Annotated in this window: 21 protein-coding genes; 15 read left to right on the top strand and 6 right to left on the bottom strand. The window is 56.0% G+C overall.

Annotated features, from left to right (window positions below):
- Positions 1-2 precede the first annotated feature (2 nt).
- A complete protein-coding gene (sucC, locus tag GOV89_RS14530) occupies positions 3-1,196 on the bottom strand; it encodes an ADP-forming succinate--CoA ligase subunit beta (protein WP_171179135.1) in 1,194 nt (397 codons plus the stop codon).
- 308 nt (positions 1,197-1,504) lie between these two features.
- A complete protein-coding gene (gene mdh, locus GOV89_RS14525) occupies positions 1,505-2,467 on the bottom strand; it encodes a malate dehydrogenase (RefSeq protein WP_171093679.1) in 963 nt (320 codons plus the stop codon).
- Positions 2,468-2,628: 161 nt separating this feature from the next.
- Between mdh and GOV89_RS14520 the strand changes: the two genes are divergently transcribed.
- The gene (locus GOV89_RS14520) at positions 2,629-3,384 is read left to right on the top strand and encodes a sulfite exporter TauE/SafE family protein (RefSeq protein WP_171179137.1); all 756 of its coding nucleotides are present in this window, start codon (positions 2,629-2,631) and stop codon (positions 3,382-3,384) included.
- Here the strand turns inward: GOV89_RS14520 and GOV89_RS14515 are convergent, their stop codons facing one another.
- Positions 3,385-3,690, bottom strand: coding sequence for a hypothetical protein (locus GOV89_RS14515; protein ID WP_171179140.1), 306 nt, complete (start codon positions 3,688-3,690; stop codon positions 3,385-3,387).
- 170 nt (positions 3,691-3,860) lie between these two features.
- Between GOV89_RS14515 and GOV89_RS14510 the strand changes: the two genes are divergently transcribed.
- The 12 genes from GOV89_RS14510 (at position 3,861) to GOV89_RS14455 (ending at position 13,000) form a co-directional block, all read left to right on the top strand.
- On the top strand, positions 3,861-4,718 hold the full coding sequence (locus tag GOV89_RS14510) for a CoA ester lyase (protein WP_171179142.1): 858 nt from the start codon (positions 3,861-3,863) through the stop codon (positions 4,716-4,718).
- A gap of 6 nt (positions 4,719-4,724) precedes the next feature.
- The gene (locus GOV89_RS14505) at positions 4,725-5,279 is read left to right on the top strand and encodes an NnrU family protein (protein ID WP_171179144.1); all 555 of its coding nucleotides are present in this window, start codon (positions 4,725-4,727) and stop codon (positions 5,277-5,279) included.
- 11 nt (positions 5,280-5,290) lie between these two features.
- Positions 5,291-5,497: a DUF1737 domain-containing protein gene (locus GOV89_RS14500; protein WP_171179146.1), complete on the top strand. Its 207-nt coding sequence runs from the start codon at positions 5,291-5,293 to the stop codon at positions 5,495-5,497.
- Entirely contained in the window at positions 5,497-6,525 is a 1,029-nt protein-coding gene (locus GOV89_RS14495; RefSeq protein ID WP_171179148.1) for a MaoC family dehydratase, read from the top strand. The genes GOV89_RS14500 and GOV89_RS14495 overlap by 1 nt, the downstream gene beginning before the upstream one ends.
- Before the next feature lie 54 nt (positions 6,526-6,579).
- Complete coding sequence (locus tag GOV89_RS14490; RefSeq protein WP_171179150.1) at positions 6,580-7,242, top strand: DUF1194 domain-containing protein; 663 nt, start codon at positions 6,580-6,582, stop codon at positions 7,240-7,242.
- A 215-nt stretch (positions 7,243-7,457) separates the two neighbouring features.
- On the top strand, positions 7,458-7,844 hold the full coding sequence (gene sdhC, locus GOV89_RS14485) for a succinate dehydrogenase, cytochrome b556 subunit (RefSeq protein ID WP_170346368.1): 387 nt from the start codon (positions 7,458-7,460) through the stop codon (positions 7,842-7,844).
- Positions 7,845-7,857: 13 nt separating this feature from the next.
- Positions 7,858-8,229 (top strand): succinate dehydrogenase, hydrophobic membrane anchor protein, encoded by a 372-nt coding sequence (sdhD, locus tag GOV89_RS14480; RefSeq protein WP_050604070.1) that lies wholly within the window; start codon positions 7,858-7,860, stop codon positions 8,227-8,229.
- An 18-nt stretch (positions 8,230-8,247) separates the two neighbouring features.
- Positions 8,248-10,053 carry a succinate dehydrogenase flavoprotein subunit gene (gene sdhA / locus GOV89_RS14475; protein ID WP_171238492.1) on the top strand — a complete coding sequence of 602 codons (1,806 nt, stop codon included), beginning with the start codon at positions 8,248-8,250 and terminating at the stop codon, positions 10,051-10,053.
- Positions 10,054-10,148: 95 nt separating this feature from the next.
- Positions 10,149-10,775: a sulfotransferase gene (locus GOV89_RS14470; RefSeq protein ID WP_171179154.1), complete on the top strand. Its 627-nt coding sequence runs from the start codon at positions 10,149-10,151 to the stop codon at positions 10,773-10,775.
- 31 nt (positions 10,776-10,806) lie between these two features.
- Positions 10,807-11,586 carry a succinate dehydrogenase iron-sulfur subunit gene (locus GOV89_RS14465; protein WP_152456842.1) on the top strand — a complete coding sequence of 260 codons (780 nt, stop codon included), beginning with the start codon at positions 10,807-10,809 and terminating at the stop codon, positions 11,584-11,586.
- Between the two features lie 121 nt (positions 11,587-11,707).
- Positions 11,708-11,848, top strand: a complete 141-nt coding sequence (locus GOV89_RS14460; protein WP_171238491.1) for a hypothetical protein — start codon at positions 11,708-11,710, stop codon at positions 11,846-11,848.
- A gap of 288 nt (positions 11,849-12,136) precedes the next feature.
- The gene (locus tag GOV89_RS14455) at positions 12,137-13,000 is read left to right on the top strand and encodes a DUF1989 domain-containing protein (RefSeq protein WP_171234938.1); all 864 of its coding nucleotides are present in this window, start codon (positions 12,137-12,139) and stop codon (positions 12,998-13,000) included.
- A 33-nt stretch (positions 13,001-13,033) separates the two neighbouring features.
- Here GOV89_RS14455 and deoD read toward each other — a convergent pair whose 3' ends face one another.
- The 3 genes from deoD to GOV89_RS14440 all read right to left on the bottom strand — a co-directional run bounded on the left by deoD (position 13,034) and on the right by GOV89_RS14440 (position 16,172).
- Positions 13,034-13,744 (bottom strand): purine-nucleoside phosphorylase, encoded by a 711-nt coding sequence (gene deoD, locus GOV89_RS14450; protein ID WP_171179160.1) that lies wholly within the window; start codon positions 13,742-13,744, stop codon positions 13,034-13,036.
- A gap of 18 nt (positions 13,745-13,762) precedes the next feature.
- Positions 13,763-14,080, bottom strand: coding sequence for an H-NS family nucleoid-associated regulatory protein (locus tag GOV89_RS14445; protein ID WP_171179162.1), 318 nt, complete (start codon positions 14,078-14,080; stop codon positions 13,763-13,765).
- A 124-nt stretch (positions 14,081-14,204) separates the two neighbouring features.
- Entirely contained in the window at positions 14,205-16,172 is a 1,968-nt protein-coding gene (locus GOV89_RS14440) for a protein meaA (protein WP_171238490.1), read from the bottom strand.
- Between the two features lie 143 nt (positions 16,173-16,315).
- Between GOV89_RS14440 and GOV89_RS14435 the strand changes: the two genes are divergently transcribed.
- Positions 16,316-17,680 carry a 1-acyl-sn-glycerol-3-phosphate acyltransferase gene (locus tag GOV89_RS14435; protein ID WP_171179167.1) on the top strand — a complete coding sequence of 455 codons (1,365 nt, stop codon included), beginning with the start codon at positions 16,316-16,318 and terminating at the stop codon, positions 17,678-17,680.
- A 137-nt stretch (positions 17,681-17,817) separates the two neighbouring features.
- A complete protein-coding gene (ccrA, locus tag GOV89_RS14430) occupies positions 17,818-19,101 on the top strand; it encodes a crotonyl-CoA carboxylase/reductase (protein ID WP_171179175.1) in 1,284 nt (427 codons plus the stop codon).
- The last annotated feature ends 170 nt before the right edge of the window (positions 19,102-19,271 follow it).

Below are 19,271 nucleotides of genomic sequence, written 5' to 3'. Positions count from 1 at the left end.
TACTATCCCTTAACCGCTTTCACGATCTTCTCGGCGCCGTCTTTCAGGTTGTCTGCCGCGATCACGTCGAGGCCAGAGGTGTTGATGATCTCTTTGCCTTTTTCGACATTCGTGCCTTCCAGACGCACGACCAGCGGAACCTGCAGGCCGACCTCTTTCACCGCGGCGACAACGCCCTCAGCAATCACATCACAGCGCATGATGCCGCCGAAGATGTTGACCAGAATGCCTTTGACGTTCTCGTCCGAGGTGATGATCTTGAACGCCTCGGTGACTTTCTCTTTGGTTGCACCGCCGCCCACGTCGAGGAAGTTTGCAGGCTCTGCACCATAGAGCTTGATGATGTCCATGGTGGCCATCGCCAGACCCGCGCCGTTCACCATACAGCCGATCTCACCGTCCAGCGCGATGTAGTTCAGGTCATATTTGCTGGCTTCCAGCTCCTTGGGGTCTTCCTCGGTCGTGTCGCGCAACTCGGCGATGTCGGGGTGGCGGTAGACCGCGTTGCCGTCGAAACCGACCTTGGCATCCAGCACTTTCAGGTCGCCGCTGTCCGAAACGATCAGCGGGTTGATCTCCAGCATTTCCATGTCCTTCTCGACGAAGGCGTTGTAGAGCTGGTTCATCAGTTTGACGCATTGCTTGACCTGTGCGCCTTCCAGACCCAACGAGAAGGCGATGCGGCGGCCGTGATAAGGTTGGTATCCGGTGGCCGGGTCGACCGAGAATGACAGGATTTTCTCGGGCGTCGCAGCGGCGACTTCTTCGATGTCCATGCCGCCTTCGGTCGAGCAGACAAACGAAATGCGGCTGGTCTGGCGGTCTACCAGAAGGGCTAGGTACAGTTCACGTTCGATGCCCGAACCAGCTTCGATGTAGATGCGGTTGACTTGCTTGCCTGCGGGGCCGGTCTGATGTGTGACCAGAGTACGGCCCAGCATCTTCTTGGCTTCCTCAGCCGCTTCCTCAACCGATTTGGTCAGACGGACACCGCCTTTTTCACCGGCGTCGGCCTCTTTGAAAGAGCCTTTGCCGCGCCCGCCTGCGTGGATCTGCGCCTTGACCACCCACAGGGGGCCGTCCAGTTCACCGGCTGCGGTTTTGGCTTCTTCGGCGCGCAGCACGGCGCGACCATCGGAAACCGGAGCGCCATAGCTGCGAAGAAGAGCCTTGGCCTGATATTCGTGAATGTTCATCGAAATTGTCCCGTCTGACTGCGTTTAACCGTTATAGGGGTGTCTAGCGGGCAAGTTTAAAGGGTTTTTTGACGGCAAAGAGGATTTTAGTGAAGATTTTCGCCATTTGTGATCACGGCTTTTTAGGGTGTGATCACAAAATTTGCCGCGTGATCGATTGATTCGAAAATACAGTGCAGGCACCGGAAATCACATTCAAAAAAAAGGATTTGCGACGTTTGCGCCAACATTCGCGACCCTGATTGATCTGGGCAAAAGAAAACCGGCCCAGAAATGGGCCGGCTTTTAGCCTGAGAATTTGTGCTGGTTTAAGCCAGCGAGCTGTCGATGCCTTTGCAAGCGTCGATCAGGCCCTTAACGGCGTTGACCGAGTTGTCGAAACCGGCTTGTTCGTCTTCGTTCAGTTTGATGTCGACGATACGTTCTACGCCACCTGCACCGATTACGGTCGGGACGCCAACGTACAGACCGTCAACACCCAACTCACCACTGCAGTAGGCAGCGCAAGGCAGAACGCGTTTTTGGTCTTTCAGATAAGCTTCGGCCATTTCGATTGCCGAAGTGGCAGGCGCGTAATAAGCGGAACCTGTTTTCAGCAGGCCAACGATTTCGGCACCACCGTCACGGGTGCGCTGAACGATGGCGTCCAGCTTCTCTTGCGTGGTCCAACCCATCTCAACCAGATCGGGCAGTGGTATACCGGCTACGGTCGAATAGCGCACCGAAGGCACCATGGTGTCGCCGTGACCACCCAGAACGAAAGCGGTGACGTCGCGCATCGAAACATTGAATTCTTCCGATAAGAAATGCGCAAAGCGCGCCGAGTCCAATACGCCTGCCATGCCGCAAACCTTGTTGTGCGGCAGGCCCGAGAATTCGCGCAGCGCCCAAACCATTGCGTCCAGCGGGTTGGTGATGCAGATCACGAAGGCATCGGGTGCGTGAGCGGCGATGCCTTCACCGACCGACTTCATGACTTTCAGGTTGATGCCCAGCAGGTCATCGCGGCTCATGCCTGGCTTGCGGGCCACACCAGCGGTCACGATGCACACATCCGCGCCAGCAATATCGGCATAGTCGCTTGTGCCCTTCATCGAGGCGTCAAAGCCTTCGGATGGGCCGGATTCTGCGATGTCGAGCGCCTTGCCCTGCGGCAGCCCGTCAGCGATGTCAAACAGGACTACGTCACCCAGTTCTTTGACAGCTGCAAGATGCGCAAGCGTGCCGCCGATGTTCCCCGCGCCGATCAGCGCAATCTTGGGTCTGGCCATTTGGAATATCTCCGGTCGGTTTTGAAATCGCGGTCGTGCTAGTCGCTAAAACGGCAATAGGCAAGGGTTCTGCGACGTGGCATACAACCGCATACCGTTTGCAGAGCCCGGTGTGGTTGCGCTAAAGGGCCTTTGAGACAAGCCAAAACCGGAACCGGCGCATGTTCGAATTAAACCTGATGTTTTTTGCAGTGGCGATCCCTGCGGTGGTTTTTGCGGGCATATCAAAGGGAGGTTTCGGCTCGGGTGTGGCCTTTGCGTCTTCGTCGATTCTGGCGCTGATCCTGGAACCCGGGCAGGCCCTGGCTCTGATGCTGCCGATCCTGATGGTGATCGACGTGGCCACGCTGGGCCCCTATTGGAAGCGGTGGAGTTGGCCGGATTCCCGCCTGCTGATTTTGGGCGCAGTACCGGGCGTCGCGCTGGGTGCTTGGCTGTATAAGGCAACGGATAATGATCTGTTGCGACTACTGATCGGTGGCATTTCGGTCGGTTTCGTTATTTGGCACATTGCACAGACCAGAGGCTGGGTGCGTGGATTTGCCAATCGCCTGCCACCGTCGGCCGGGCTTTTTGCCGGATTGGTCGCCGGTTTCACCAGTTTTGTCAGTCATGCAGGAGGTCCGCCCGCCGCGGTATACCTGTTGTCCCAAAAACTGTCGAAGACCGAGTTTCAGGCCAGCACTGTGCTGGTTTTTTGGGTTATCAACATCACAAAGTTTGTGCCTTACGCGTTTTTGGGTTTGTTCACATGGCACACGGCGCTGGCCGACATGTTGTTGACACCCTTTGCCATTCTAGGCGCGTGGCTTGGCGTTCGAGCGCATTTCATGATGTCTGAGCGCCTTTTCTTTGGAATTGCCTACGTGTTGCTGACCTTGACGGGCAGCAAACTGATCTGGGACGCGCTTACGTAATCAGGCGTTCGGCGGCAGGGCGTCCGCGACTTCCTCATAGGCCTGACCGGAGGCCACCAAGCACGTGATTCCGTTTGGCAAGGTCACCGTGATCGTCCAACTGCCGCTTTCGCCCGAAGCGAAGAGCTCCATAACCGCGCCTTGCCGGGCCAGCCCAAAGCCCCTGCGTTCTTCGCCATAGATTTCATGCAATCGCTTCAGTACATCCTCTCGCGGCGCACAATTCTGGCCCTGAGCCTGCACCTGCTGTGCCGCCAGAACCATGATCCCCAGACCCATTGTCATCTTAAGCAGTGTCTTTTCCATCCCGTAGCCCTTTCGATTCCATCTGTTGCTCAGGCTGGGGCGGAGGCGACGAAATTCGGTTAAGGCAAAGCACGTTGCGTCGCTTTTGCTGCGCTGCGGCAAATTTCTTCTTGAACTTTCCGGCAAAAAATGCCCCATTCCGCGCAACTTTATTTCAATGGGAGTGGTCCATGGATCCTCGTCAGCGCCCCTATCGTTCGGTTCTTTACATCCCGGGTTCGAGAGACCGGGCACTGGACAAGGCCCGCACTCTGCCTGTGGATGCGATTATCTTTGATCTGGAAGATGCGGTCGCGGCGGACGAGAAGGAAAATGCACGCGAAACGCTCAAGGCGGCTTTGGCGGCTGGTGGTTATGGCGCGCGGGTCAAGATCGTGCGGATCAACGGGTTGGACACCGAATGGGGTCGTGCTGATGCAGAGGCGGTGCGCGGCATGGATGCCGACGTTGTCCTTCTGCCCAAAGTAAACTCGGCAGCCGACGTCGATGCTCTGGCTGCAATTACCGGAGATATGCCGATCTGGGCCATGATGGAAACGCCGCGCGGGATGCTCAACGCGCCTGAAATCGCAGCCCATCCCCTGATGGCCGGGTTCGTGATGGGCACCAATGATCTGGCGAAGGAACTGCAAACTCGTTTTCGCCCTGACCGTCTGCCACTTATGACCTCGCTGGGCCTGTGCCTGCTGGCTGCCAAGGCCGAAGGTCTGATCATCGTTGATGGCGTTTATAACGCGTTCAAGGATGGCGAAGGTCTGGCCGCAGAATGCGCGCAGGGTCGTGACATGGGTTTTGATGGCAAAACACTGATCCACCCCGCACAGGTCGAGATCACAAATGCCGCCTATGCGCCGTCTGACGCCGAGATCGATCTGGCCCGACGCCAGATCACGGCGTTTGAAGAAGTTGAAGCGCAAGGGCAGGGTGTTGCTGTCGTCGATGGCAAAATTGTTGAGAACCTGCACGTTGCAACAGCCCGCGAAATTCTGGCAAAAGCAGAGGCAATTTCAGCTTTGCAAGCGGGGTAAGCCAGCATGGGCTTTGTTCTTCTGATCCTTGGAGTGGCGCTGTGGTGGGCGGCACATCTGTTCAAACGCGTCGCACCTGAACGTCGAGCCGCGATGGGCGACGGGGGTAAAGGCGCCGTCGCTTTGGCCCTGGTCGCGTCGATCCTGCTGATGGTCTTCGGCTATCGTATGACCGATTTCATCTTTGTCTGGGCGCCGCCGACATTCCTGATCCACGTCAACAACCTGTTGGTGCTGATCGCGATCTACATGATGAGTCCTGCCGGTACAAAGGGACGGTTGTTGAACAAGCTGCGTCATCCGATGCTGGGCGGTTTCAAGCTGTGGGCCTTTGCGCATTTGCTGGTGAACGGCGATTTGGTGTCGATCATCCTGTTTGGTGGACTTCTGGCCTGGGCCGTGGTCGAAGTGATCGTGATCAACAAGTCCGAGCCCGAATGGACACCGGCTGAGCCTGGCACTTACGGCAAAGACGCGATGTTCTTTGTGGCTTCAATCGTGCTGCTGGGGATTATCGGTTATATCCATGGGCTGGTCGGTCCGTCTCCTTTCGGCTCATAGGGACCTGATAGATGGCAAAACTCTATCGTTTGTTGACCGAGGAAGACACATCGGCCTTCTGCCACAAAGTGTCTGACGCGCTGGCCAAAGGGTGGGAGCTGTATGGCGACCCGTCCTATGCCTTCGACATAGCAAACAACGTTATGCGTTGTGCGCAGGCCGTGACCAAAGAGGTCGAGGCGGACTATTCCCCTGAAATGAAACTGGGACAGCAGTAATGGCAAAAACAAATCCGGGACGTTTTTTCGAGGATTATTCCGTCGGGCAGGTGCTGCAACATGCGGTACCGCGTACAGTGACCGAGGGAGAGCGCGGCTTGTATCACGCGCTCTATCCTGCGCGTCATGCCCTGTATTCGTCGGACGAATTTGCCCGGGATTGTGGTTTGCCGGAGAGCCCGATTGATGATCTGGTCGCCTTCCATCTGGTTTTCGGCAAAACCGTGCCGGATGTTTCGTTGAACGCGGTTGCCAATCTTGGCTACGCCGAGGGCCGCTGGCTGAAACCTGTGTACGCTGGAGATACCCTGCGCTCTGTGTCCGAGGTGATCGGGGTCAAGCAGAACTCCAACGGAAAAACTGGCGTCGTATGGGTGCGCACACGCGGGCTGAACCAGTTGGACGAGGTTGTGCTGGAATATGTTCGTTGGGTTATGGTGCGCAAAGCAAATGTCGACGTGCCGGCGCCCGAAACAGTTGTTCCCGAGTTGAAAAAGGTTCTTGATCCGCAGGATCTAATCGTGCCCGAGGGTCTTGATTTCTCGAATTACAATTTTGCTTTGGCGGGTGAGCCGCACCGCTGGGGCGACTACGACATCGGTGAGACCATCGACCATGTGGACGGTGTCACCGTGGAAGAGGCAGAGCACATGCTGGCCACACGCCTGTGGCAAAACACGGCCAAAGTGCATTTCGACCTGACGTTCCGGCCCGAAGGCAGGCTGATCTATGGAGGTCATGTTATTTCGATGGCGCGGACCCTGTCGTTCAATGGCTTGGCAAATGCGCAGATGATCGTTGGCCTGAACGGCGGCGCACATGCAAACCCTTGTTTTGCAGGAGATACCATCAAGGCGTGGTCCGAAGTTCTGGACAAAGCGGAAACCGGCGTACCAGGCGTGGGTGCGATTCGGCTGCGATTGGTGGCAACCAAAGGGGGCGCTCCGTTTGCATTGAAGAACGACGAGGGACGGTATTTGCCCGATGTTCTTCTGGATCTCGATTATTGGGCGCTTATGCCGCAATAAGAGTTCTGACGGTTATGTGAACCACTTGCGTGTTAGCCGTGCTAGGTTTGCACCATGCACTTTCTGCGCGCGATATCGGCCGGCGTCTGCCTGGCCCCGGCGGCTCAGGCCTGTGATCTGGCTTTGGCCTTGGCTGTGGATGTGTCCGGCTCGGTCGATAGCAGCGAATATCGGATCCAGATGGACGGGCTAGCTACCGGACTGCGCGACCCGATTGTATCCGAAGCTTTGGTGCAGGGGCAGGCACAGTTGATGCTGGTACAATGGACGGGGTCGTCGCGTCAGCAGATAACGATCCCTTGGACCCGTATCGACAGTTTCGCAGCTTTGGATCGGTTTGCGGATCAAGTTTCTGCTGATCCGCGTATCTGGCGGAATTTTTCAACCGCGATTGGGGAAGCGCTTCAAACAACGCTCGATTCATTCGAGCCGGTTTCCCACTGCGCCCGGCATCTGATCGATTTGTCAGGTGACGGGGTATCCAATGAAGGGGTCGAGCCGACGCAAGTTCACGCGGCCTTGCGAGATCGAGGCGTTGTGGTCAATGCCTTGGCCATAGAGGAAAGCGAACCGGATCTGACGGCCTATTTCTTTGAGAATGTCATCGTGGGTGAGGGTGCTTTTGTCGTTTCGGCAGCAGGGTTCGCGGACTATCCGGAACGAATTCGCAGAAAACTGCTGCGCGAAGTGACGCAGCAAACCGCAGAGCTGAAGTGACATGACAAAAGATTCGTGATCACATCCGTTTGCCTTTGAAAACGCTAACATTGATAATGAGGAATATAATATGTGATCACGACATTATTTTGTGTGATCACATATGGGGAATATCAACTGATTTGACGTGAATTTGCTGTTTTTTGCAACCGCAGCACGTGACAGTGTCGCAAAAAACAGTAAAACGTTCGGTAGCCAACCGAAAAGGAGCCGCCATGGCCGATGTAAATCGGGGCAACCGCCCACTTTCGCCGCATCTGTCGATCTATCGTCCTCAGCTGACGTCGGTCACTTCCATCCTGACACGCATCACTGGTAACGCACTCCTACTGGCGGCGTTGTTGATTGTTTGGTGGTTTCTGGCCGCAGCAACCTCGCCCGAGGCGTTCGCCGTGGCGAATGGCGTGATTACCTCGGTGCTTGGGGATCTGGTTATGGCTTTGTCCGTTTGGGGCCTGTGGTATCACACGCTGGCGGGCGTGCGGCATCTGATCTGGGACAACGCGGTTGGCTTGGACCTTCCCACAGCGACCAAGCTGGGTTGGGCCGTCGTCATCGGATCGGTTGTGTTGACCCTTCTGACCCTTGTCATCGTCGCGTGATTGGAGGCCTGACATGCGTTATCTGACCGACCGCAAACGCGCCGCTGGCCTTGGCTCGGCAAAATCCGGCACAGCCCATTTCTGGGCGATGAAAGTCAGCTCGGTGGCGTTGCTGATCCTTGTGCCTTTGTTTGTTTTTACATTTGGCCCGGTTCTGGGTCAGCCGTTTGATGTGGTTCTGGACTACTATTCACGTCCCTTCCCCGCGATTGTTGCAGCGTTGACGCTGGCAGTTGGCTTCAAGCACTTCGCAGACGGTGCGCAGGTGATGCTTGAGGACTACGTTCACGGCACGCTCGAAAAGGTCCTGATTATTCTGGTGACTTGCCTGTCTTATGGCGCGGCAGCGGCTGGCATTTTCGCCATCGCGCGCATTGCCCTTTAACTCCCGGAGCTGAAAGAAATGGCTGCATACGAATACGAAACGCATGACTATGACGTGGTCGTTGTCGGTGCCGGTGGGGCCGGTCTGCGGGCGACCTTGGGCATGGCGGAACAGGGATTGCGCACCGCGTGTGTAACAAAGGTTTTCCCAACCCGTTCGCACACAGTGGCGGCTCAGGGTGGTATCGCGGCGTCCTTGTCGAATATGGGCCCGGATCACTGGCAGTGGCACATGTATGACACGGTCAAAGGGTCGGACTGGTTGGGTGACACCGACGCGATGGAGTACCTCGCGCGCGAAGCGCCCAAAGCCGTGTACGAATTGGAGCATTACGGCGTGCCCTTCAGCCGCACCGAAGAAGGCAAGATCTATCAGCGCCCATTCGGTGGTCATACGACTGAGTTTGGCGAAGGCCCCGCTGTACAGCGCACCTGTGCTGCCGCCGACCGGACCGGTCATGCGATCCTGCACACGCTGTATGGTCAATCGCTGAAAAACAACGCCGAGTTCTACATCGAATATTTCGCCATCGACCTGATCATGTCCGAGGATGGGCAATGTCAGGGTGTCGTCTGCTGGAAGCTGGACGACGGCACGATGCATGTCTTCAACGCCAAGATGGTTGTTCTGGCGACAGGCGGCTATGGCCGGGCATATTTCAGCGCGACTTCGGCCCATACCTGTACCGGTGACGGTGGCGGTATGGTGGCCCGCGCAGGTCTGGCCCTGCAGGATATGGAGTTCGTGCAGTTCCACCCGACCGGCATCTACGGCTCGGGCTGTCTGATCACCGAAGGTGCGCGCGGCGAGGGTGGCTATCTGACAAACTCGGAAGGCGAGCGGTTTATGGAGCGTTATGCGCCCCAGTACAAAGACCTCGCGCCGCGTGACTATGTCTCGCGCTCGATGACAATGGAGATCCGTGAAGGTCGGGGTGTCGGTGCGGAAGGGGATCACATCCACCTGAACCTGTCGCACCTGCCTGCCGAAGCTTTGGCCGAGCGTTTGCCGGGTATCTCGGAAAGCGCAAAGATCTTTGCGGGTGTCGACGTAACCAAGGAACCAATCCCGGTTCTGCCGACTGTTCACTACAACATGGGTGGTATTCCGACCAACTATTGGGGTGAGGTTCTGAACCCCACCGCCGACGACCCGACGGCCGTCGTTCCTGGCTTGATGGCTGTGGGTGAAGCGGGTTGTGCCTCGGTCCATGGTGCGAACCGACTGGGATCTAACTCGCTGATCGACCTCGTGGTGTTTGGCCGCGCGGCCGCGATCCGCGCTGGTAAAGTCGTTGATGCCGAAGCGCCGAACCCGGTTCTAAATCAGGCGTCGGTCGACAAAGCCTTTGATCGGTTCGATGCGGTCCGCAACGCCAACGGTTCGGTCGCGACCGCGGACTTGCGGCTTGAGATGCAGAAAACCATGCAGGCGGATGCAGCCGTGTTCCGTACGGCCAAAACAATGGCTGAAGGCGTCGAAAAGATGACCGCGATTGCTGCCAAAATGGACGATCTGAAAGTCACAGACCGTTCGTTGGTCTGGAACAGTGATCTGATGGAAACTTTGGAACTGACAAACCTTATGCCCAACGCGCTGGCGACCATCGTCGGTGCTGAGGCGCGTAAGGAATCCCGTGGCGCCCACGCGCATGAGGATTTCAGCGAGCGTGACGATGAAAACTGGCGCGTGCATACGGTCAGCCGCGTTGAGGGCAACGCAGTTGAGCTGAGCTATCGCCCGGTCATCGTTGATCCGCTGACGACCGAGGAACAGGGCGGTATCAGCCTTCAGAAAATCGCGCCCAAAGCGCGGACGTTCTAAGGGCAGGGAAAGCAGGCAATGACGCACAAGCGCCAAATACCCGTGATCCTGATGCAGGCAATCAGCCTGCGGATGGCGCGTGCGTGGTGCTTGTCATGACGGTCGAAGTTTTGAAGTCGGGGTCAAGCGATCCAAAGATAATCCTGATCGGGTTGAATCGCTGTGCGACGACCTCGTTTCACAAGCTGTTCCATAACAGCGGAATCCCATCCGTGCATTGGGAAGATGAGCAAGGCCAAAACCTTGCGCATCGCATGATGACCAATATTGCCATGGGGCGCAGGCCCTTGGATGGGTTCGGCGCGGTAAGGGCCTTCACCGACATTGCCTTTGTCAATTCGCGCTTCATGCTGGACGGTTCGCGTTTCTTTCGCGAGCTGCACGCGGCTTATCCAAGCGCATACTTTTTGCTGAACACGCGCAATCGCGAGGATTGGATCAACTCAAGGGCCAGCCATTCCGGTGGTGGCTATCTGGAGCGATGCTGCAAGGCCAACGGACAGACAGCTAATGAGGTGAAACAGGGTTGGGCGCATATGTACGATGTGCACCACACCGAGGTCGAAACCTATTTCGACGGAAATCCTCGCTTCCTGCGCTATGATATCGACAAAGATGACCCACAACGAGTTGCGGACTGGCTCTCGCCGGATTTCGACGTGAACATTGCCCACTGGGGGCATTATAATCGAGGGGCGTCTGATCGCGCCCGGACAGGCTGAAAGGCGGCCTTGTGCTGAATGGAGAATTGACATGGTTCAACTGACCCTGCCCAAGAATTCCCGGATTACCACCGGCAAGACCTGGCCCAAGCCGGACGGTGCCACCAATGTGCGCAAGTTCCAGATCTATCGCTGGAACCCCGATGACGGTCAGAACCCGCGTGTTGATACCTATTTCGTCGACATGGATACATGCGGCCCGATGGTTCTGGACGCGCTGATCAAGATCAAGAACGAGATCGACCCAACGTTGACCTTCCGCCGGTCTTGCCGCGAAGGCATCTGTGGCTCTTGTGCGATGAATATCGACGGGATCAACACGTTGGCCTGCATTTACGGCATGGACGAGATCAAGGGCGACGTGAAAATTTATCCGCTGCCGCATATGCCGGTGGTCAAGGACCTGATCCCTGATCTGACCCATTTCTATGCGCAGCATGCTTCGATCATGCCTTGGCTGGAAACCAAGACCAACCGTCCCGCGAAGGAATGGAAGCAGTCGATTGAGGACCGCAAGAAACTGGATGGTCTCTATGAATGCGTGATGTGCGCCAGCTGCTCAACCTCGTGCCCCAGCTATTGGTGGAACGGTGACCGGTATCTTGGCCCCGCCGCGTTGCTGCATGCGTATCGCTGGATTATCGACAGCCGCGATGAGGCCACAGGCGAACGTCTGGATGAGCTGGAAGATCCGTTCAAGCTGTATCGCTGTCACACCATCATGAATTGCGCCAAGACCTGCCCCAAAGGTCTGAACCCGGCCAAGGCGATTGCTGAAATCAAAAAGATGATGGTCGAACGCGCTGTTTAAGCGCCACTGCGTTTTGCGATAAACGCATGCCCAACTTGCAAAATTAGGCGATGCGGCCTTGGCTGCGTTGCCTTATTTTTTGGGCAGGGAGGAGTGATGAGATTATGCCAGGATCACTCCAATGAGCAAAGACACTTCCAAACAAAAAACCGACGCCCAAGAAGCGTTGGAACTGCTTGAGCAGGCATGGGCGTATTACGTGCCAGAACCCGTGAAAGCTGACAATGAACCTGAGTTGTTCGAATACGCAAACGCAGCCTGATACGGGCCGTAAGACTTGAACTACGACTGCTAATCGGCAAAGCAAGGCAATGCCTGTTCTTCTGCTTCTGTTGGCGGCCGGTGTATTAGGCTATTTTGTCTGGCGCGCCCGTCATTCTACGCTGACGCGTAATTGTCGGTGGCGCCAAGACAAAAGCCATGGTGTCTGGCGGTGTAGCTTCTGCGGCGCTGAAATCACTTCTCAGGAACAGCCTTTGCGGTGTTCGAGGGCGCGCGACAACTAATTATCTGCTTTTCGCAGGCAGAGTTATGCGCCAGTCTGCATCGCATGACACGTTCTGAACGCCCTGTCCCCGTTCCCGAAGATGCTGAGGCGCGTCGCGCGCTGGCCCCCGTAATCTGCTACCCGAACGACGCATTACCGCGACCTGATGTGTCGTGGATGCGAACCCTGCGCCAAGGCGCAATCAAAACCGGCGAGGTTCTGGTTCCCCCGCGCGATGCGCGCTGTTTTGAGGTGCCGGCAGGGCATTTCTTTCGAATTACGTCCGTCGAAGGCCCACAGGTCGGTGATTTGAACATATGGAACCGCAATGACCTGTCCGAACGGTTCTATTCAGGTAAAACCCGCGCCTTGCATGGAACGCATCTGACCACCGGAGAACAGATGTGGTCCAGTTTTCCCCATCTGCGCCCTATGGCCACGATCATTGAAGACACACTGGAATGGTACGGAATCGACGTCTTTGGCGGGTCGGTCCATGACGTTATTGGTACGCGGTGTGATCCGTATACGGGCAACCTGTTGTCGGGTACGCAATACCACCACTGCTGCCATTCAAACCTGACCCGCGCGCTTGCGGATCATTTGGATCTTCCGCTGACCGAAGCTGAACTTGCAGTGCATGACGTGCTGAATGTCTTTATGTGCACCGGGTTTACCCGCGATACGGGTCAATATTTTATGAAGGCCTCACCTGTGCGCCCCGGTGATTATCTTGAATTCTTTGCCGAAATTGATCTGCTTGGCAATCTGAGCGCCTGCCCAGGCGGGGATTGTTCGTCCGAGCATTCCTCGGACACGGCGGCCTGTTTCCCGCTGCTGGTCGAAACATTCGCACCCGCTGAAGGTGATTTGAAAGGTTGGGAAAGCCCGGCGCGCAATGGTTATGATCGCACGCATGGGCGATAAATCCGACAGGCACCTGGTGGTGCCTGCCATTTGTCAGGTGTTCGGGAAAGCCGCCTGAAGGGCGATTTCCACCATGTCACCAAAGCTCCGCTCGCGCTCAGACGACGGCAGAGCTTCTCCGGTCAAAAGGTGATCGGAAACAGTGAGTACAGCCAAAGCCCTGCACTTGTGGCGTGCCGCCAAGATGTACAGTTCTGCGGCTTCCATCTCGACGCCCAGAATGCCGTGACGCACCATCTGTTCGTTCAGGTCCGGGCGCTCGTCATAAAAGACATCGGACGAGTAGATTCCACCAACATGCGTTGGCGTCCCCTTTGCCGCTGCTGCCGCTGCCGCAGAATGCAACAACCCCCAATCAGCACAGGGGGCAAAGTTCAACTCTTTCATGATGCCGCGCGACGGAGTGCTGAGCGTGGTAGATGTCATCGCCAGAATAACGTCGCGCAGTTTCACACTGTCCTGCATGCCGCCACATGAACCGATACGGATTAGAGTTTTTGCACCGTAATCACGGATCAATTCATTGACGTAAATGGAAAGAGAGGGCATCCCCATGCCGCTGCCCTGAATCGTTACAGGATGTCCTTTCCAATTGCCGGTAAAACCAAGCATTCCCCGAACGTCATTGACCTGTTTTACATCGGTCAAAAAAGTCTCTGCAGCCCATTTTGCCCGATAAGGGTCTCCGGGCAAAAGAACGGTTTCTGCGATTTCGCCTTTTTCGGCACCAATGTGAATGGTCATTTGTTCAACTTACCCTGATCAAATTTCCAATTCAGAAATATCGGATCCCGCATTTAAGGCGTCATGCACCCATTGGGGTTTGCGCCCACGACCTGACCACGTCTGGTCCGGGTTCGACGGATTGCGATATTTCGCTTTCGTTTTAGGCGCTTTTCCGCCACGAGGCGCGTCGCTGGACAATTCAGACAGCGAAAAACCAAACTCTGCCGCTGCTTTTTCAGCAGCCTTCAAAGCCGCACTCCGCTCGCGTTTTTCGGCGCTTACAAGCGCTTTGTCTATATCGTCACGTAAAGCCAACAGCTCTTTTCGCGACATTTGTTCGAGATTGATCCCCATCAGTCTTCTCCGATTGAATTAGAATACGGTGCGTATTGGCGCGCACCGTATTTCCAAAAACAGGATTATTCCATCCCAAAGATTTAAAGGACAGAAACGGGGAAAAAAGAAAGAAAAGGCTCAGTTATTCTGCAGCAAGTGTTTTGGGGTCTGCCAAAACAACGATATCGCCCATAATTGCGTTCAATTCAAAGTTTTTAGGGGTGTAAACCTTGGCCACCCCCATGGCTTTCAATTTTTCGGCATCTTCATCGGGAATAATCCCGCCGACCACAACTGGAATATGGGACAGCCCTTCTTTTTGCAGACGCGCCAATACATCTTCGACCAGTGGCAGGTGGCTGCCGGATAGGATGGACAGGCCGATCACATGCGCGTCGTCTGCGCGCGCAGCTTCCACGATTTCCTCTGGGGTTAGGCGGATGCCTTCATAGCTGATGTCCATGCCGCAATCACGGGCGCGGAAGGCGATCTGTTCAGCGCCGTTGGAATGGCCATCCAATCCCGGTTTGCCAACCAGGAACTTGAGACGACGGCCCAGTTTGTCACTGACCGCGTCGACCGCAGCGCGCAGATCGTCCAACCCTTCGGTTTTGTTCGAAACCGAGCCTGAAACACCGGTTGGGCCACGATAAGTACCGTAGACTTTGCGCATCTCTTCCGCCCATTCGCCTGTGGTGACGCCCGCCTTGGCGGCGGCAATGGACGGCTCCATCACGTTTGCTCCGGTTTTCGCGGCCTCCCGCAACGCGGCCAGGGCATTTGCAACAGCCGAGTCGTCCCGTTCAGCGCGCCAGGAGTTCAGGCGGTCGATCTGTTCCTGTTCCACCGCCGGATCGACAACCATGATGCCGCCATCTTCGGTCTGCAAAGGTGAAGCTTCACCTTCGATCCATTTGTTCACACCAACAACGACGGTTTCGTTTCGTTCAATACGGTTCAGCCGATCTGCGTTTGAGTCCACCAGGCGGGATTTCATGTACTCAATCGAGGCCACCGCGCCACCCATCGAATCAAGGTTCGCCAACTCGGCCCGCGCGCCTGTCTTCAACTCTTCGACCTTGGCATCGACGGCGGGGTTGCCATCGAACAGGTCGTCGAATTCCAGCAGGTCGGTCTCATAGGCCAGGATTTGCTGCATCCGCATCGACCATTGCTGATCCCAGGGGCGCGGCAGCCCAAGCGCCTCGTTCCAGGCAGGCAATTGCACCGCACGCGCACGCGCGTTTTTCGACAGCGTCACGGCCAGCATTTCGATCAGGATGCGATAGACGTTGTTTTCAGGCTGTTGTTCGGTCAGACCCAACGAGTTAACCTGCACCCCATAGCGGAATCGGCGGAATTTCGGATTCTCGACACCATAGCGTTGTTGCAGAATCTCATCCCAAAGATCGACAAATGCGCGCATCTTGCACATTTCGGTGACAAAGCGGATGCCCGCGTTCACGAAAAACGAAATACGGCCACACAGGGCTGGGAAATCCTCTGCCGGAACGCGCGGGCGCAATTCATCCAACACCGCGATGGCGGTGGCCAACGCATAGGCCAGTTCCTGTTCTGGTGTCGCGCCCGCTTCCTGCAGGTGGTACGAACACACATTCATCGGGTTCCACTTGGGAACGTTGGTATAGCAATACTCGGCCACGTCCGCGATCATCTTAAGCGACGGTTTGGGCGGGCAAACATAGGTGCCGCGGCTCAGATATTCCTTGATCAGGTCATTTTGCACCGTGCCCTGCAATTTCGACACATCTGCGCCTTGCTCTTCCGCGACAGCGATATACAGCGCCAATAACCATGGGGCAGTGGCGTTGATCGTCATCGAGGTGTTCATCTGCTCAAGCGGGATCTGGTCGAACAGAACCCGCATGTCGCCCAGATGACAAACGGGAACGCCCACTTTGCCGACTTCACCGCGTGCCAATGTGTGGTCGCTGTCATAGCCCGTTTGCGTGGGCAGATCGAAAGCCACGGACAGGCCGGTTTGCCCTTTCGCCAGGTTCCCCCGATAAAGTGCGTTCGAGGCTTTGGCCGTGGAATGACCGGCATAGGTTCGGATGAGCCAAGGGCGATCTTTCTGCGTCTGCGTCATAGGGGGCCTCGTGTTTCAGTGGGCAATAAAATTACGTCTTGAGGTTCTAAAGCGCAATTTTCGGGATATGTCAATTCGCTGCGTTGCGGCATCCTTCAATTGTTCAGATTGTGGGCAGTTGCGATTGGTGGCAATGTGCCGCCATGACGCAAACCGTGGAACTTCCGCTTTGGCTTTTCCTGCTGATCGTGGTCTTTGCCATGGTCACTTTTGCTTCGCATTTTCTGTTTCCTTCAGTGCGATGGTTTTTTCGCCGTAGATTGGAACGCGCCGTTTCGCGCCTGAATCAAAGGCTTCAACGTCCCATTCAACCGTTCAAGCTGGCGCGGCGTCATGACATGATCCAGCGGCTGATTTACGACCCTCAGGTCGGGCAGGCGGTTCAACAACACGCGCAGGACGAAGGCATTCCCGAGGCAGTCGCCTTTGAAAAAGCGCGCCGCTACGCGCGCGAGATTGTCCCGTCGTTTTCTGCCTTTGCCTATTTCAGCTTTGCCATTCGGCTCGCCCGTCTGCTGAGCAATACGTTTTACGAGGTCCGACTCGGGTACAAGGACGAGGCTGCGATCAAGAACATCGACCCGGATGCGACCGTGGTTTTTGTGATGAACCATCGCAGCAATATGGACTATGTGCTGGTGACCTATCTGGCGGCACAGCAGTCGGCCTTGTCTTATGCTGTCGGAGAATGGGCGCGCGTTTGGCCGCTAAGCCGTTTGATCCGCGCAATGGGGGCGTACTTCATTCGACGCAAATCAGGCAGTGAGCTCTATAGGCAGGTGTTGTCCTGCTATGTGCGCCACGCGACCGAAGCGGGTGTGACGCAAGCCATGTTCCCGGAAGGCGGTTTAAGCCTGACTGGCGCACTGGGTCGCCCAAAACTGGGTTTGCTGAAATACATTATGGACGGAACTTCGCCTGAAGGCCGCGACGTCGTATTCGTTCCTGTGGCGTTGAATTATGATCGAGTGCTTGAAGATACCATCCTGACTCGCGCGGCTTTGGGGTCTGAGCGTCGGTTTCGCGCTCGGATTGGCGTAATCTCGCGCTGGATCCTCAAGCAGATCTGGCGGCGCTTGATCGGGCGGTACAAGCGGTTTGGCGTTGCCTCTGTGCGATATGGGGTGCCCATTTCGCTAAAGGAATTTCGCGTCGTGAATGATGACGATGTCATGACGGATCTGGCCCGGGAATTGATGCAACGCATCGGGCAAGCGATCCCGCTGGTTCCGGCCCCTGCGGCGTGCCTGTTGTTGCAACAGAAAGGTTCTTCATCTGAAAAGGTCGTTCGTTCCCAAATACTTTCTATGCTGGCCGAAGACGGCCATGCGTCAGACCAAGACGAAGCGGCGGTTGAAAATGCCCTGAATCAGTTGGTCGAGCGCAGGATCTTAAGCCGCCAGGGGGACAATCTGGCCCTTTCAGGTCAAAGAGAGGATTTGCTGGAGTACTATGCAGCCTCAGCCCCAAACCACAGGGATTCTGAGAATACTGCGCTTGCGAAATAACTTTCTGCATCTGCTGGGTCATAAAATTACAAATATGAACCAAAAACGGTTGCATTATTACTCAGTGGTCAATATTCACAGTCTGTGAAGCACGCGATTCTGCGTTGCGGCAATGATATTGAGAATAGGAGGCCAGCATGGCTTTGGACACCGAAAGCGGTATCGCGTCGTACGAGGCACCCGAAAAGGACCTCTATGAAATGGGTGAGATCCCTCCGATGGGATTTGTCCCCAAGCAAATGTATGCTTGGGCCATCCGCAAGGAACGCCACGGCGAGCCGAACACTGCAATGCAACAAGAAGTGGTCGACGTACCCGAACTGGACAGCAACGAGGTGCTGGTTCTGGTGATGGCAGCTGGCGTAAACTATAACGGTGTCTGGGCCGCCCTGGGTCAGCCAATCAGCCCGTTTGATGGCCACAAAGCCCCCTATCACATTGCCGGTTCGGATGCGTCAGGCATTGTCTGGGCCGTTGGCGATAAGGTGAAGCGCTGGAAAGTCGGCGACGAAGTTGTCATCCACTGCAACCAGGACGATGGCGATGATGAAGAGTGCAACGGCGGCGATCCGATGTACTCGACCAGCCAACGGATTTGGGGTTATGAGACACCAGACGGCTCTTTCAGCCAGTTCACCCGCGTTCAGGCACAACAACTTATGCCGCGCCCCAAGCACCTGACCTGGGAAGAAGCTGCGTGCTACACACTGACGTTGGCGACCGCTTATAGGATGCTGTTTGGCCACGAGCCGCATGATCTGAAGCCGGGCCAGAACGTTCTGGTATGGGGCGCGTCCGGCGGTCTGGGTTCCTATGCGATCCAGTTGATCAACACGGCCGGTGCGAATGCGATTGGTGTAATCTCGGACGAAAGCAAGCGCGATTTCGTTATGGGATTAGGTGCCAAAGGCGTGCTGAACCGTAAAGACTTCAACTGCTGGGGCCAATTGCCCACGGTAAACACGCCGGAATATGCCGAATGGTTCAAAGAAGCCCGCAAGTTCGGCAAGGCGATTTGGGACATCACCGGCAAGGGCAACAACGTGGATATGGTGTTTGAACACCCCGGTGAAAGCACGTTCCCGGTCTCGACCTTTGTTGTCAAAAAAGGTGGTATGGTCGTGATCTGCGCCGGTACAACAGGTTTCAACTGTACCTTTGATGTGCGCTACATGTGGATGCATCAAAAGCGCCTGCAAGGATCGCACTTTGCGCACCTCAAACAAGCGGCTGCTGCAAACAAGCTGATGGTTGAACGTCGCCTGGATCCCTGCATGTCGGAGGTGTTCACCTGGAACGATCTGCCAGAGGCGCACATGAAGATGCTCCGGAACGAACATAAGCCGGGGAACATGTCTGTCCTTGTTCAAGCGCCCCGCACTGGCCTGCGCACCCTTGAAGAGGTTCTTGACGCAGGCTGACCCCCATTTGGGTTGTAGACAAAAAACGCCCGCGAATCGCCTTGCCGGTTCGCGGGTGTTTTGCGTTTTGACAAAGCCTTTCGGACTTTCAAACACTTACATTTTCGTCCCCCGCCATTTTTGGGGAGTAGAAACCGGTGAATAGGTCGAAAAAGATCATACATGTTATG

The organism is Ruegeria sp. HKCCA5763 (genome assembly GCF_013034545.1).
Classification (GTDB): Bacteria; Pseudomonadota; Alphaproteobacteria; order Rhodobacterales; family Rhodobacteraceae; genus Ruegeria.
The sequence above is the reverse complement of the archived record's forward strand: the minus strand, read 5'-3'. Positions and strand labels throughout refer to the sequence as shown.

Coding starts and splice junctions, on each gene's coding strand:
- sucC (WP_171179135.1), bottom strand. CDS start 1,196: ATGAACATTCACGAATATCAGGCCAAGGCTCTTCTTCGCAGCTATGGC.
- mdh (WP_171093679.1), bottom strand. CDS start 2,467: ATGGCCAGACCCAAGATTGCGCTGATCGGCGCGGGGAACATCGGCGGC.
- GOV89_RS14520 (WP_171179137.1), top strand. CDS start 2,629: ATGTTCGAATTAAACCTGATGTTTTTTGCAGTGGCGATCCCTGCGGTG.
- GOV89_RS14515 (WP_171179140.1), bottom strand. CDS start 3,690: ATGGAAAAGACACTGCTTAAGATGACAATGGGTCTGGGGATCATGGTT.
- GOV89_RS14510 (WP_171179142.1), top strand. CDS start 3,861: ATGGATCCTCGTCAGCGCCCCTATCGTTCGGTTCTTTACATCCCGGGT.
- GOV89_RS14505 (WP_171179144.1), top strand. CDS start 4,725: ATGGGCTTTGTTCTTCTGATCCTTGGAGTGGCGCTGTGGTGGGCGGCA.
- GOV89_RS14500 (WP_171179146.1), top strand. CDS start 5,291: ATGGCAAAACTCTATCGTTTGTTGACCGAGGAAGACACATCGGCCTTC.
- GOV89_RS14495 (WP_171179148.1), top strand. CDS start 5,497: ATGGCAAAAACAAATCCGGGACGTTTTTTCGAGGATTATTCCGTCGGG.
- GOV89_RS14490 (WP_171179150.1), top strand. CDS start 6,580: ATGCACTTTCTGCGCGCGATATCGGCCGGCGTCTGCCTGGCCCCGGCG.
- sdhC (WP_170346368.1), top strand. CDS start 7,458: ATGGCCGATGTAAATCGGGGCAACCGCCCACTTTCGCCGCATCTGTCG.
- sdhD (WP_050604070.1), top strand. CDS start 7,858: ATGCGTTATCTGACCGACCGCAAACGCGCCGCTGGCCTTGGCTCGGCA.
- sdhA (WP_171238492.1), top strand. CDS start 8,248: ATGGCTGCATACGAATACGAAACGCATGACTATGACGTGGTCGTTGTC.
- GOV89_RS14470 (WP_171179154.1), top strand. CDS start 10,149: ATGACGGTCGAAGTTTTGAAGTCGGGGTCAAGCGATCCAAAGATAATC.
- GOV89_RS14465 (WP_152456842.1), top strand. CDS start 10,807: ATGGTTCAACTGACCCTGCCCAAGAATTCCCGGATTACCACCGGCAAG.
- GOV89_RS14460 (WP_171238491.1), top strand. CDS start 11,708: ATGAGCAAAGACACTTCCAAACAAAAAACCGACGCCCAAGAAGCGTTG.
- GOV89_RS14455 (WP_171234938.1), top strand. CDS start 12,137: ATGACACGTTCTGAACGCCCTGTCCCCGTTCCCGAAGATGCTGAGGCG.
- deoD (WP_171179160.1), bottom strand. CDS start 13,744: ATGACCATTCACATTGGTGCCGAAAAAGGCGAAATCGCAGAAACCGTT.
- GOV89_RS14445 (WP_171179162.1), bottom strand. CDS start 14,080: ATGGGGATCAATCTCGAACAAATGTCGCGAAAAGAGCTGTTGGCTTTA.
- GOV89_RS14440 (WP_171238490.1), bottom strand. CDS start 16,172: ATGACGCAGACGCAGAAAGATCGCCCTTGGCTCATCCGAACCTATGCC.
- GOV89_RS14435 (WP_171179167.1), top strand. CDS start 16,316: ATGACGCAAACCGTGGAACTTCCGCTTTGGCTTTTCCTGCTGATCGTG.
- ccrA (WP_171179175.1), top strand. CDS start 17,818: ATGGCTTTGGACACCGAAAGCGGTATCGCGTCGTACGAGGCACCCGAA.